At 61.1% G+C, this 12,585-nt stretch carries 13 protein-coding genes and 1 pseudogene; 9 read left to right on the top strand and 5 right to left on the bottom strand.

Annotated features, from left to right (window positions below; genetic code table 11):
* Both FEM54_RS11215 and FEM54_RS11220 read right to left on the bottom strand, forming a co-directional pair.
* Nucleotides 1-1,293, bottom strand: a 1,293-nt coding sequence (locus FEM54_RS11215; protein ID WP_138450918.1) for a sensor histidine kinase, incomplete at its 3' end; no start/stop codon positions are given.
* Nucleotides 1,280-2,005, bottom strand: coding sequence for a response regulator transcription factor (locus FEM54_RS11220; protein ID WP_138450904.1), 726 nt, complete (start codon nt 2,003-2,005; stop codon nt 1,280-1,282). The genes FEM54_RS11215 and FEM54_RS11220, both read right to left, overlap by 14 nt.
* A 231-nt stretch (nt 2,006-2,236) precedes the next feature.
* Here FEM54_RS11220 and FEM54_RS11225 point away from each other — a divergent pair.
* From FEM54_RS11225 to FEM54_RS11240, 4 genes and pseudogenes are all read left to right on the top strand, one after another.
* Nucleotides 2,237-4,990: pseudogene (locus FEM54_RS11225) on the top strand (response regulator).
* Nucleotides 4,991-5,215: 225 nt separating this feature from the next.
* On the top strand, nt 5,216-6,205 hold the full coding sequence (locus FEM54_RS11230; RefSeq protein ID WP_017136571.1) for a 2-hydroxyacid dehydrogenase: 990 nt from the start codon (nt 5,216-5,218) through the stop codon (nt 6,203-6,205).
* A gap of 71 nt (nt 6,206-6,276) precedes the next feature.
* The gene (locus tag FEM54_RS11235; RefSeq protein ID WP_138450906.1) at nt 6,277-6,717 is read left to right on the top strand and encodes a hypothetical protein; all 441 of its coding nucleotides are present in this window, start codon (nt 6,277-6,279) and stop codon (nt 6,715-6,717) included.
* Entirely contained in the window at nt 6,714-7,115 is a 402-nt protein-coding gene (locus tag FEM54_RS11240) for an META domain-containing protein (RefSeq protein ID WP_099548014.1), read from the top strand. Before FEM54_RS11235 ends, FEM54_RS11240 begins: the two co-directional genes overlap by 4 nt.
* Nucleotides 7,116-7,173: 58 nt before the next feature.
* On the opposite strand, the gene FEM54_RS11245 is transcribed toward FEM54_RS11240, so the two are convergent.
* Complete coding sequence (locus FEM54_RS11245; protein WP_017136574.1) at nt 7,174-7,635, bottom strand: TlpA family protein disulfide reductase; 462 nt, start codon at nt 7,633-7,635, stop codon at nt 7,174-7,176.
* Nucleotides 7,636-7,752: 117 nt separating this feature from the next.
* Here FEM54_RS11245 and arsC point away from each other — a divergent pair, with 117 nt between their 5' ends.
* Genes arsC through FEM54_RS11260 form a run of 3 tightly spaced genes read left to right on the top strand, consistent with a single transcriptional unit; the run spans nt 7,753 to nt 9,120 of the window.
* Nucleotides 7,753-8,106, top strand: a complete 354-nt coding sequence (arsC, locus tag FEM54_RS11250) for an arsenate reductase (glutaredoxin) (protein WP_138450908.1) — start codon at nt 7,753-7,755, stop codon at nt 8,104-8,106.
* Complete coding sequence (gene wrbA, locus FEM54_RS11255; protein WP_138450910.1) at nt 8,103-8,717, top strand: NAD(P)H:quinone oxidoreductase; 615 nt, start codon at nt 8,103-8,105, stop codon at nt 8,715-8,717. The genes arsC and wrbA overlap by 4 nt, the downstream gene beginning before the upstream one ends.
* Nucleotides 8,701-9,120 (top strand): DUF2069 domain-containing protein, encoded by a 420-nt coding sequence (locus tag FEM54_RS11260; RefSeq protein WP_138450912.1) that lies wholly within the window; start codon nt 8,701-8,703, stop codon nt 9,118-9,120. Before wrbA ends, FEM54_RS11260 begins: the two co-directional genes overlap by 17 nt.
* A 103-nt stretch (nt 9,121-9,223) precedes the next feature.
* Here FEM54_RS11260 and FEM54_RS11265 read toward each other — a convergent pair whose 3' ends face one another.
* Nucleotides 9,224-9,895 (bottom strand): DNA-3-methyladenine glycosylase I, encoded by a 672-nt coding sequence (locus FEM54_RS11265; protein ID WP_017136578.1) that lies wholly within the window; start codon nt 9,893-9,895, stop codon nt 9,224-9,226.
* A 67-nt stretch (nt 9,896-9,962) separates the two neighbouring features.
* Nucleotides 9,963-10,787 carry a tRNA 2-thiocytidine(32) synthetase TtcA gene (ttcA, locus tag FEM54_RS11270; RefSeq protein WP_138450914.1) on the bottom strand — a complete coding sequence of 275 codons (825 nt, stop codon included), beginning with the start codon at nt 10,785-10,787 and terminating at the stop codon, nt 9,963-9,965.
* Nucleotides 10,788-11,175: 388 nt separating this feature from the next.
* Here ttcA and FEM54_RS11275 point away from each other — a divergent pair, with 388 nt between their 5' ends.
* Together FEM54_RS11275 and FEM54_RS11280 are read left to right on the top strand one after the other, a co-directional pair.
* Nucleotides 11,176-11,778 carry a Yip1 family protein gene (locus FEM54_RS11275; RefSeq protein ID WP_099548019.1) on the top strand — a complete coding sequence of 201 codons (603 nt, stop codon included), beginning with the start codon at nt 11,176-11,178 and terminating at the stop codon, nt 11,776-11,778.
* Nucleotides 11,779-11,905: 127 nt separating this feature from the next.
* Entirely contained in the window at nt 11,906-12,400 is a 495-nt protein-coding gene (locus FEM54_RS11280; protein WP_138450916.1) for a SprT family zinc-dependent metalloprotease, read from the top strand.
* Nucleotides 12,401-12,585 lie beyond the last annotated feature (185 nt).

Genomic DNA, 12,585 nt, shown 5'->3' on the forward strand with positions numbered 1-12,585 from the left:
ACCCTGGCGCTGTACCGCATTGCGGGCGATGCTCAAGCCCAGACCAAAACCGCCATCACCCGGCCGTGAGCCTTCGAGGCGGGTGAACGGCGCAAAGATACGTTCCAAGTCCTGCTCATCAATACCGCCGCCCTGGTCTTGCAGCCAAATATGCCAATCATCGCCCTCGCGACAGCCGTCCAGCGTCACCTGCCCCTGAGCGGGGGAATGTCGGATGGCATTGCGCAGGATATTTTCCAGGGCCTGGGCCAGCGCATTCAGGTTGCCGCGCACCCAGCAGTCGACGGGCAACAGACACGGCAAACGCGCTGCTGGCCAGTCACTTTCATAACAAGCGTTTTCCCGCAGCATGTCCCACAAGGCCGGAAGCTGGATGGCTTCCTCGGGTAACCGCGTTCGCTCGCTGTCCAGCCAGGCCAGTTGCAGGCTGTCTTCCACCAGGCGCTGCATGGCGTCAATCTCCCGGCCCAGGCGCTCGCGCAACTGCGCTAGATCCTGCTCACTGTCACAGGCCACGCGCAAACGGCTCAACGGCGTGCGCAGCTCATGGGACATGTCCCGCAATAACTGTTGCTGCAACTCCACCGTGCCCTGCAAACGCTCGGACATGTGGTCAAAGGCGCGGCCCAACTCACCCAATTCATCCTGGCGGCTGGTGGCCTCGCGGGACATGCGCGTATTCAATTGATCGGCGCGCCAGGCGTTGGCCTGCTCGCGCAACTGGTTCAGCGGCATGATCAGCAGCCGATAAAGCCCCACGCACAGCAGCAAGGTAAACAGGCCGGGAATCACGCCGTTGGTCACCACGCGCCAGAACACCTGATAGCGCCCCGGCATAAAGCGCTTGGGTAATTCGATTACCAGCGAGCCGGCGCCAGGGTTGACCGGGAATGGGATTTTCACCCAGGGCAGGCCTTTGACGTGTCGGCTGACCGGCCACTCCAGCCCGCGCAGAAAAGTCAGGCGCTGGCTTTCCTTGTCGCTCAGCGGCAGGCTGCTCAGCGACTGCAAGTCGTGGCCGATCACCCCGATCCAGGTCGATTCGCGCGTGGCCATCAGCTGCAACCAGGCGTCCACGCCAGCACTGCCCTGGGTACTCCAGGCCAATTCCGCGCCCGCGGCATAGCCGCGCAAAATCTCGCGGGACTCCTCGGCCACATAGGCGTTCTGCTCTTCCATATAGCGGCCCCAGGACCAACTGAGCCAGATCATCAGCAAACAGAAGGCGATCAGCAGGCAGGCGAGCTTCCAGAATAACGAGTGCCGGCCGGGCAGCCGCTCAAAGCCCTTCATCATGGCCGCTCAGTACATAACCCTTGCCCCACACCGTGCGCACTTCGCGCTCGCTGTAGCCGATGGCCTTGAGCTTGCGGCGAATCTGGCTGATATGCATGTCCAGGCTGCGATCGTGAGGCGCGTAACCGCGCTGCAACACATGCTGGTAAAGGAAGGCTTTGCTGAGCACTTCATCGGCGCTACGGTGCAAGGTCTCGAGCAAGCGATACTCGCTGCGCGTCAGCCCGGCCCAGTGTTCTTGAAAGAACACGTCGTACAGTTCATCGTCAAAACGCAGGCTGCGTGCATCGTCGCGTGCCGGTAAACGCAGCGGCAACGGCCGCCGGTCCAGGGCCACGCGGCGCAGGATGGCTTCGATGCGTACACGCAGTTCAACCATGCTGAACGGCTTGGGCAGGTAGTCGTCCGCACCCAGGCGAAAACCGCTGATGCGATCGGCCTCGGCGCCCAGCGCAGACATGAGGATCACCGGCGTCGCATGGTGCTGGCGCAAATGGGTAAGAATCGACAAACCGTCCATGCCCGGCAGCAGGATGTCCATCAACACCACGTCGAACGCCTGGTCACGTGCCATCTGCAGGCCCTGTTGGCCGTTCTGGCACCAGGTGACCTGGAAGCCACAGCAGCCCAGTTGCTCATGCACATAGGCGCCCAATACAGGGTCGTCTTCGATTGCCAGGATACTGGGTAGGCCAACTGCGGGATTCATTAGCGTCTGCAAGTCATTCTCAATCGCTGATTATTCAAGATTAAACGGTGACAGGCAATCGCCACCCGGCTGCCAATGGTTCGAAGATTGCGCTCGGCGATTGACGTCGGAGATTGACGTCGATCATTAATTTGCGAGGTTCCACACCGCGCAAATGGCTACACTGCGCAGGTGGCGTGGGCCGGATGCCCGCGCAGATAAACGAAAACAGTGTGGTAGCAGGAGAGTGGCGTGCTTAGAAGAATGGGGATAAAAGGCCGCGTACTGTTGCTGACCTTATTACCGACTAGCCTGATGGCCCTGTTGTTGGGGGGCTATTTCACCTGGATGCAGCTGTCGGAGTTGCAGACCCAATTGCTGCAACGCGGCGAAATGATCGCCGAGTAATTGGCGCCGCTGGTGGCCCCGGCGTTGAGCAGCAAGAACACCGACCTGCTTGAACGCATCGCCACCCAGTCGCTGGAGCAACCGGACGTGCGCGCGGTGTCGTTCCTGGCACCGGACCGCTCGTCCCTGGCCCACGCCGGCCCGACCATGCTTAACCTCGCGCCGGTCGGCAACAGTTCGCACCTGCTGCAGCGCAGTGGCAATGACGCCACGCGCTACCTGCTGCCGGTGTTCGGTCGCCATCGCAACCTCGCGGGCGAATTGATCCCCGATGAAGCCGATCGCCTGCTGGGTTGGGTCGAAGTGGAGCTGTCGCACAATGGCATGTTGCTGCGCGGTTATCGCAGCCTGTTTGCCAGCCTGCTGCTGATCGCCATCGGCCTGATCTGCACGGCCGCCCTGGCGTTGCGCATCAGCCGCACGATCAACTCGCCCATCGGCCAGATCAAGCAAGCTGTGGCCCAACTCAAGGACGGCAACCTCGAAACCCGCCTGCCACCGTTGGGCAGCCAGGAGTTGGACCAATTGGCCTCGGGCATCAACCGCATGGCCGAAACCCTGCAAAATGCCCAGGAAGAACTGCAACACAGTATCGATCAGGCCACCGAAGATGTGCGTCAGAACCTGGAAACCATCGAGATCCAGAACATCGAGCTGGACCTGGCGCGCAAGGAGGCCCTGGAGGCCAGCCGGATCAAGTCGGAGTTCCTGGCCAACATGAGCCATGAAATCCGCACGCCGCTCAACGGCATCCTGGGTTTTACTCATCTGCTGCAAAAAAGCGAGCTGTCGCCGCGTCAGCTGGATTACCTGGGCACCATCGAAAAATCCGCCGACAACCTGCTGGGTATCATCAACGAGATCCTCGACTTCTCGAAAATCGAAGCCGGCAAGCTGGTGCTCGACAGTGTGCCCTTCAACCTGCGCGACTTGCTGCAAGACACGCTCACCATCCTCGCCCCCGCCGCCCATGCCAAACAGCTTGAGCTGGTCAGCCTGGTGTACCGCGACACGCCGCTGGCACTGGTGGGCGACCCGTTGCGCCTCAAGCAGATCCTCACCAACCTGATCAGCAACGCGATCAAGTTCACCCGCGAAGGCACTATTGTTGCCCGCGCGATGGTCGAAGACGAACAGGAAGACAGCGTGCAACTGCGCATCAGTGTGCAAGACACCGGCATCGGCCTGTCGAACCAGGACGTGCGTGCGTTGTTCCAGGCCTTCAGCCAGGCCGACAACTCGCTGTCGCGCCAACCCGGCGGCACCGGCCTGGGCCTGGTGATTTCCAAGCGGCTGATCGAGCAAATGGGCGGTGAGATCGGCGTCGACAGCACACCGGGCGAAGGCTCGGAGTTCTGGATCAGCCTGAGCCTGCCCAAAACCCGCGACGACGCCGAAGACCTGCCCTCCCCGCCGCTGCTCGGCCGTCGTGTGGCCGTGCTGGAAAACCACGAGCTCGCGCGCCAGGCGTTGCAGCACCAACTGGAAGATTGCGGCCTGCAAGTCACACCGTTCAATACCCTGGAAAGCCTGACCAACGGCATCACCAGCGCACACCAGACTGAACAGGCAATCGACCTGGCAGTGCTCGGTGTCACCGCCAATGACATTCCGCCCGAACGCCTCAACCAGCATCTATGGGACCTGGAACACCTGGGCTGCAAGGTGCTGGTGCTGTGCCCGACCACCGAACAGATGTTGTTCAACCAGTCAGTGCCCAACCCCAACAGCCAGTTGCAGGCCAAACCTGCGTGTACGCGCAAACTGCGCCGTGCACTGGCCGATTTGATCAGCCCGCGCCCATTGCGCAGCGAACCCGGCGAACCGCTCTCCAGCCGAGCGCCGCGCGTACTCTGCGTGGACGACAACCCGGCCAACCTGTTGCTGGTGCAAACGTTGCTCGAAGACATGGGCGCCAAGGTGCACGCGGTCGAAAGCGGTTATGCGGCCATTGACGCGGTGAAGCAGGAAACCTTCGACCTGGTGCTGATGGACGTACAAATGCCCGGCATGGACGGGCGCCAAAGCACCGAGGCGATCCGCCAATGGGAAAGCGAACGCCACGGTACGCCGCTGCCGGTGGTCGCCCTCACCGCCCACGCCATGGCCAACGAAAAACGCGCGCTGCTGCAAAGCGGTATGGACGATTACCTGACCAAACCCATCAGCGAGCGGCAGTTGGCCCAAGTAGTGTTGAAGTGGACCGGCCTGGCCCTGCGCAATCAAGGGCCGGAGCGCGCGACTGACGGCTTGGCACCCGGCGTGCAACTGCTGGTACTGGATCATGAGGAAGGCCTGCGTCTGGCGGCCAACAAAGCCGACCTGGCCGCCGACATGCTCGCCATGCTGCTGGCCTCGCTGGAAGCCGATCGCCTGGCGATCACCGCCGCCCGTGAAGCCAAAGACAACAATGCGCTGATCGAACGCGTGCACCGCCTGCATGGCGCCACCCGCTACTGCGGCGTGCCGCAATTGCGCGCCGCCTGCCAGCGCGCGGAAACCTTGCTCAAGCAAGACGACGCCAAGGCCATCGCCGCGCTGGATGAACTGGACATGGCGATTGCGCGGTTGGCCAGTGAGGCACGGGTCAGCGCCTGAGGCTTCTCCAAGCCTGTGTTGAGCGGGCTTGTGTGGGAGCTGGCTTGTGTGGGAGCTGGCTTGTGTGGGAGCTGGCTTGTGTGGGAGCTGGCTTGCCTGCGATGGCATCAACTGGGTGTACCTGATGTACCGAGTTGCCCGCATCGCAGGCAAGCCAGCTCCCACAAAAAGCCCGGTGCCCACATCGGCCTACCTAAAACTCAGTGACTGCAGGGAGCATTTTTAATGCGCGTCATTCTTTTCAGCAGCCAGACCTACGACCGCGACAGCTTTCTCGGCGAGCCGCTGCCGGCAGGTGTAGAGCTGCAATTCCAACCGGCCCGCCTGAACCTCGACACCGTGGCCCTGGCCGAACACCACGAAGTGGTCTGCGCCTTTATCAACGATGACCTCAGCGCACCGGTGCTGGAACACCTGGCCGCCGGCGGCACGCGCCTGATTGCCCTGCGCTCGGCCGGTTACAACCATGTCGACCTGGCCGCCGCCCAGCGCCTGGGCCTGAGTATCGTGCGCGTACCGGCCTACTCGCCCCACGCGGTGGCAGAGCATGCGGTTGCGCTGATCCTGGCCCTCAACCGCCGCTTGCACCGCGCCTATAACCGCACCCGCGATGGCGATTTCAGCCTGCACGGGCTCACCGGGTTCGATTTGGTCGGCAAAACCGTCGGCGTGGTCGGCACCGGGCAGATCGGCGCCACCTTTGCCAAGATCATGGCCGGGTTCGGCTGCCAGTTACTCGCCTACGACCCATTCCCCAATCCGCAGGTCCAGGCCCTTGGCGCCCGCTATGTAAACCTGCCAGAGCTATTGGCCCAGGCACAGATCATCAGCCTGCACTGCCCACTGACCGCCGACAGCAAACACCTGATCAACGCACGTTCCCTGGCACAGATGCAGCCTGGCGCCATGCTGATCAACACCGGACGCGGTGGCCTGGTGGACACGCCAGCCTTGATCGAGGCCCTCAAGAACGGCCAACTCGGCTACCTGGGCCTGGATGTGTATGAGGAAGAGGCCCAGTTGTTTTTCGAGGATCGCTCCGACCTGCCGCTGCAGGACGACGTACTCGCACGCCTGCTGACCTTTCCCAACGTGATCATCACTGCCCACCAGGCATTCCTGACCCGTGAAGCCCTGGCGGCAATCGCAGCCACCACGCTGGCCAACATTGCCGCGTGGGCCGATGGCCAGCCGCAGAACCTTGTGCAAGGTTGATCAGCGGTCATATACCAGGCTCATGATAGGCCGGCACCCGTGATAGGATGCCGCGCCTATTTGGAGGATCCATGGCCGAACACGATTTCCGCTTCAGCTTGCTGAGCCCGCAACACACCCTGATCGAATGCCGCGCCCTGGTGCCGGGCCGTTACCAGGTCACCGGCAACGGTGGTTCGATCAAGCATGGCGACGTCTTGATCGTCACCCTGCGCGGCAGTAAAACCCTGTCGATGCGCCTGACCGTCGAAGGTGACGCGCGCTATTCCATTCGCCCGGCGGGCCAGTGGGTCGCCATGGCCCAGGGGCCGAAATTCGGCGAGCTGGAAATTCACACCTGGAAGGTCAACTGCGACAGCTGCGACAGCTTGCTGGAGTTTGAATTCGCCGTGGAAACCAAGCTGGCCAAAGAGCCGCTGCAGCCGGCAGCCAATGCGCGCATCAAGGAACTGGGCTGGACCAGCGAAGGCGACAAGCACCGCTGCCCGAAATGCCAGCAGGCTGCGCAATGAAAGGCCTGCTGCTCGCCGCCCTCGGTGTAGCCCTGACGGGCTGTGCCGGTGACGCGGTAAAGCTGCAGCAAGACCACAGCTACGTGGTGGAGTGGATTGGCGAACGGCCGTTGATGGATTACGCGCACCTGACCGTCACCCTCGGCGCCGATGGCCGCGCCTACGGCAATGGCGGCTGCAACCACTGGTTTGCGCCGTACACCGTCGAAGGCCGGACGCTCAGTTTCGGCAAGATCGGCAGCACCCGCAAACTCTGCGCCGAAGCCTTGATGGAGCAGGAGCACCGCTTCTTCCAGGCCCTGCAAGGTGTGCAGCGCTGGGATATCTCACCGATCGAGCAAACCCGGTTCTGGCCGGCTGAAGGCAAGCCGATTCGACTGTGGCTGGAAGAAGGCTGATCCAAAGTCAGACTGGATCGGCTTTTCTGTGGGAGCTGGCTTGCCTGCTCCCACAGATTTAACCACGCAGGGCTTTGAGCTTGGCCAACACGCCTTCTGCCGTCTGCTCACCCATCAGCTGTTCACGCACCTTGCCTTTGTCATCAATGATGTAAGTCACCGGCAGCGCCTCGCTGCGTGGAATATCGAAAATCTCTTCCGGGTTCTGCGCCAGCACCGTGAACTTGATCCCCAGCTTCTCGCTGGCGGCCTTGAGTTCTTCACCCTGTACGTTGTCGAAATTGACCCCGAACACCCCCACGTTCTGGCCTTTCAACTGTTCGGCCAAGGTATTCAGTTCCGGAATTTCCGTGCGGCACGGGCCACACCATTCGGCCCAGTAATTGACCACCACCCATTGTTTGTCCAGGCGTTCGGCCGCCACTTTCTTACCATATTGGTCAACGCCGTAATCGTTACCGCAGCCGCTGAGCAGCAGGGTTGTGATGATCGCCAATGCACCGATCAGTCGCCTAGTCATGGGGAAATCCTTCGCAAAAAAATGAACGTTGGCTGCGACCTATCGCCTCTTACGGTTTAAGGACGGGGCGCCGCGCAGGTAGAATACCCGCCACCTTACGCAAGATGCGACCCGCACATGACCGATCTGACGCTTTATCACAACCCGCGCTGCTCGAAATCGCGCGGTGCGCTTGAACTGCTCGAAGCCCGTGGCCTGACCCCGACCGTTGTGCGCTACCTCGAAACGCCGCTGGACGCCGCGCAACTCAAGGCCTTGCTCAGCAAACTGGGGATCAGCGCACGCCAACTGCTGCGCACCGGCGAAGACGAATACAAAACCCTCAACCTGGCCGACGTCAGCCTCAGCGAGGCGCAGTTGATTGCCGCGATTGCCGAGCACCCGAAGCTGATGGAACGCCCGATCCTGGCAACCGCCGAAAAAGCCATCATCGGCCGCCCACCGGAAAACGTGCTGGAGTTGCTGCCGTGACCGCGCCCTATGTGCTGGTGCTGTATTACAGCCGCAATGGCTCGGTCAGCGAAATGGCTCGGCAGATTGCCCGGGGCATCGAGCAAGGCGGCCTCGAAGCCCGCCTGCGCACCGTACCGGCGATTTCCACCGAGTGCGAAGCCGTGGCGCCGAGCATCCCGGACGAAGGCGCGTTGTATGCAAGCCTGGATGATCTGAAGAATTGCTCGGGCCTGGCCCTGGGCAGCCCGACGCGCTTTGGCAACATGGCCGCGCCGCTCAAGTACTTCCTCGATGGCACCAGCAACCTGTGGCTCACCGGCGCACTCGTCGGCAAGCCAGCCGGCGTGTTCACCTCCACCGCCAGCCTGCACGGCGGCCAGGAAACCACACTGATGTCGATGCTGCTGCCGCTGCTGCACCACGGCATGCTGATCACCGGCCTGCCCTACAGCGAACAAGCCTTGCTCGACACCCAGGGCGGCGGCACGCCATATGGCGCCAGCCACCATTCCGGGCCGGACGGCAAACGCATGCTCGATCAGCACGAAATCACCCTGTGCCGGGCACTCGGCCTGCGCCTGGCCACTACCGCCACGCTGCTGGAGAACGGCCGTGGCCAGAAAACCTAAGGTCCTGCCACCCCAGGCGTGGCTGGAACCACGGGTCAAGGTGGCACGCGTACTGAGCCTGGTGGCTTTTTTAGGGCTGGTGGGCTTGCTGTGCGTGTATTACCTGTTCATCGCCGACCTGCACGGTGCGCGCCCATGGGTGATCCTGCTGATCGAGCTGGTGCCGCTGCTGGTGCTGGCGCCGGGGATGCTGCTGGGCAGCGCGCGCGGGCATTCGTGGATGTGTTTTGTGGTGAACCTGTATTTCATCAAGGGCGCACTGGCGGCATATGACCCGAACCGGCAGTGGTTCGGGGTGCTGGAGATGCTGGCGAGTCTGGCGGTGTTTTGTTCCGCGCTGTTGTATGTGCGGTGGCGGCATCAGTTGAATCGGCGGTTGGCGGCAGATTTGCAGCCTGCCTGAAGACCGCTATCGCAGCGATGCGGCGACCCGACAAGCCAGCTCCCACACTTGGAATGCATTCCCCTGTGGGAGCTGGCTTGCCTGCGATCGGATCAACTCAGTCTCAATGATTCACCGTGTAAGCCAGCATCATCGACAGCTGGCACATCGGCCGCCCACTCTCGGCGTGCCATTGGTTAAACGCGCCCTGCACCGTCGCCAAATCCCGCAGGCTGGTCGGCGCCTTGTCGACGATCTTTTGTGCATTCAAGGCCGCCACCACGTCATCACTCGGCACAAACGTGTCCTTGCCGACCATGCGCAAAAAGCGCGGCGCCGACAGCCCGCCCAACTGGTGACCGTGCTTGCTCAAGTACTTCCACAAGCTGACGATATCGGTCACCGGCCAGTCGGCGATAAACGCGCCGAAGCTGCCTTTTTCCTGCTCGATATCCAGCATCATCTGCGCATTGCGCGGCACGCTCTTGAGCTTGCCCAGGTGACGGATGATGCGCGCGTCCTGCATAAGGCGCTCCAGGTGCTCAGCGCCCATCAGCACGACTTTTTCCGGGTCAAAACCGAAGAACACCTGCTCGAACGCCGGCCATTTGGCATCCACCACGCTGTGCTTCAAGCCCGCGCGAAATACGCGCAGCGCCAGGGTCGACAGGTAGCGATCATCACTGATCTTGCGCAATTGCGCCGGGGTCTTGGGTACAGGCAGGTGGGCTTCCAGCTCGGCCGCTGAACCAAAGCGGTTCAGACAATATTCGTGCAGCCACTTGTAATCGCGCATGCCCTCTCCTGGCAGTTGAATTGAAAACGGCGCCCGTGAGCGCCGTCTTTCAGAGCATTGAAACGTCTTAGAGGTTCACCACATTGACGAAGCGCGAAGCGGCGGTCTCGTCAATTTTAAGGCTGGTGAAATCGAACAGGTTGCGGTCGGCCAGTTGCGACGGCTGCACATTCTGCAAGCTACGGAAGATGCTTTCGGTGCGGCCTGGGGTTTTGCGCTCCCAGTCCACCAGCATCTCCTTGACCACCTGGCGCTGCAGGTTTTCCTGGGAGCCACACAGGTTGCACGGGATGATCGGGAATTGCTTGAAGTCGGAGTAAGCCTGGATGTCTTTCTCGTTGCAATACGCCAGCGGGCGGATCACTACGTTACGCCCGTCATCGGCGCGCAGCTTGGGCGGCATGGCCTTGAGCGAGCCGTTGAAGAACATATTGAGAAAGAAGGTCTCAACGATGTCGTCACGGTGGTGCCCCAAGGCCATCTTGGTCGCGCCGATCTCATCGGCAAAGGTGTAAAGCGTGCCACGGCGCAGGCGTGAGCACAGCGAGCAGGTGGTTTTGCCCTCGGGGATCAGCTCCTTGACCACCGAATAGGTGTCTTTTTCGACAATGTGGTACTCCACGCCCAGCTCTTTGAGATAGGCCGGCAGCACGTGCTCCGGGAAGCCCGGTTGTTTCTGGTCCATGTTGACGGCAACGATCTGAAACTGGATCGGCGCGACCTTTTGCAGGTGCAGCAGCACGTCGAGCAGGGTGTAGCTGTCTTTGCCGCCGGAGAGGCAGACCATGACCTTGTCGCCGTCCTCGATCATGTTGAAATCGGCGACCGCTTCCCCGGCCAGGCGACGCAGGCGTTTTTGCAGTTTGTTCTGGTTGACCGTAAGAGTGCCCATGGCGCTTGGATCCGCTAGAGGTGTGTGACGAAAAGCGCAGCATTTTACGCAAAAATACTTCAATGGGCGACGCCGATCCAATGTGGGAGCTGGCTTGCCTGCGATGGCGGTGTGTCAGCAACTAATACATCACTGATCCACCGCTATCGCAGCGATGCGGCGACCCGACAAGCCAGCTCCCACAGTAGAACCCGTTATCCCTGACAGACCTCACCGCGATTAGCGCCCATGTTTACAGCGCAATTTGCTCTAAAGCCCTACAGTTTTTCCGGTCATCACTTCCTATACTGCGACGTAAGGTCGCACAACTATCCAGGACCTTATGTGGCCATTTGGCCCGTGGGCGCTCCGATGGGGGGCGATGGTAATAACGACAGGAGTGACTGGCATGATCCATCACGTCGTGGGGCTGTTTACCCATCCCGACCAGGAATGGCGGGAAATTCGTGGCGATAAGGAAGAAAGTATCGGCCACATGTACCTCACTCACACTTTGATTCTCGCGGCGATCCCCGCCGTATCGGCCTTTATCGGCACCACCCGGGTCGGCTGGGTGATCGGCAGCCGCGCCCCGGTCATGTTGACCCAGGAAAGTGCGTTGTGGATGACCCTCATGTCCTACGCGGCGATGCTCGGCGGCGTGGCGGTGATGGGCGCATTCATCCATTGGATGGCCCGCACCTACGACGCCAGCCCCAGCATGGCGCGCTGCGTAGCGTTTGCCACCTACACCGCGACCCCGCTGTTTATCGGCGGGCTGGCGGCGCTCTATCCGCATATGTGGCTGGGCATGGTCGTGGGCACGGCGGCTATCTGTTACACGGTGTACTTGCTGTATGTGGGGCTGCCGACGTTTATGAACATCGACCCGGACGAGGGCTTTCTGTTTTCCAGCTCGGTTTTGGCCGTGGGCCTGGTGGTACTGGTGGCAATCATGGCGTTTACCGTGATCGTCTGGGGGCTGGGCGTAGGCCCGATCTACACCAACTAAGCTGATCTACCGCAGGCAAAGCCACCGCAAGGTGGCTTTGTGCGTTATGCATGACCATTCGGCGCCTGACAGATTCGGAAACACCTGCTTTTGCGGCATACTGGACGTCTCTGGAGATATGGTCAGCATGCCCGAGCAACTCAATACCCGCGTCGAAGATTGTTTCCTACAAGCCGAATCATTTTTTAAACGAAGCTTCAAACGCCCCCAGGTTAGCCTCAAGCTGCGGGGCCAGAAGGCCGGTGTCGCGCATTTGCACGAGAACCTGCTGCGCTTCAACCCACAGTTGTACCGCGAAAACAGCCAGCACTTCCTCAAACAGACCGTGGCCCATGAGGTGGCGCATCTGATCGCCCACCAATTGTTTGGCGAGCGCATCCAGCCCCATGGCGAGGAATGGCAACTGATCATGCGCGGGGTTTACGAACTGCCGCCGGATCGTTGCCACACTTATGCGATCAAGCGCCGCCAAGTGACCCGGTATATCTACCGTTGCCCGTGTGCCGACAGCGATTTCCCGTTTTCGGCCCAGCGGCATGGGCTGGTGAATCAGGGGCGGCGGTATTTGTGCAGGCGGTGTCGGCACACCTTGGTATTCACCGGGGAAACTCGGGTGGAGTAAGGGCCTCATCGCAGGCAAGCCAGCTCCCACTTTTGATTCGTGAACACAGTCAAATGTGGGAGCTGGCTTGCCTGCGATGAGCATAGGTATCTACACAACTTTTAAAGGCATCCAATTTCTCCTGTGGCGAGCAGGCTTGCCCTGCGTTGGGCTGCGAAGCGGCCCCAGTAAAGGCGCTGCAATTT

This window comes from Pseudomonas edaphica (assembly GCF_005863185.1).
Taxonomy (GTDB): domain Bacteria; phylum Pseudomonadota; class Gammaproteobacteria; order Pseudomonadales; family Pseudomonadaceae; genus Aquipseudomonas; species Aquipseudomonas edaphica.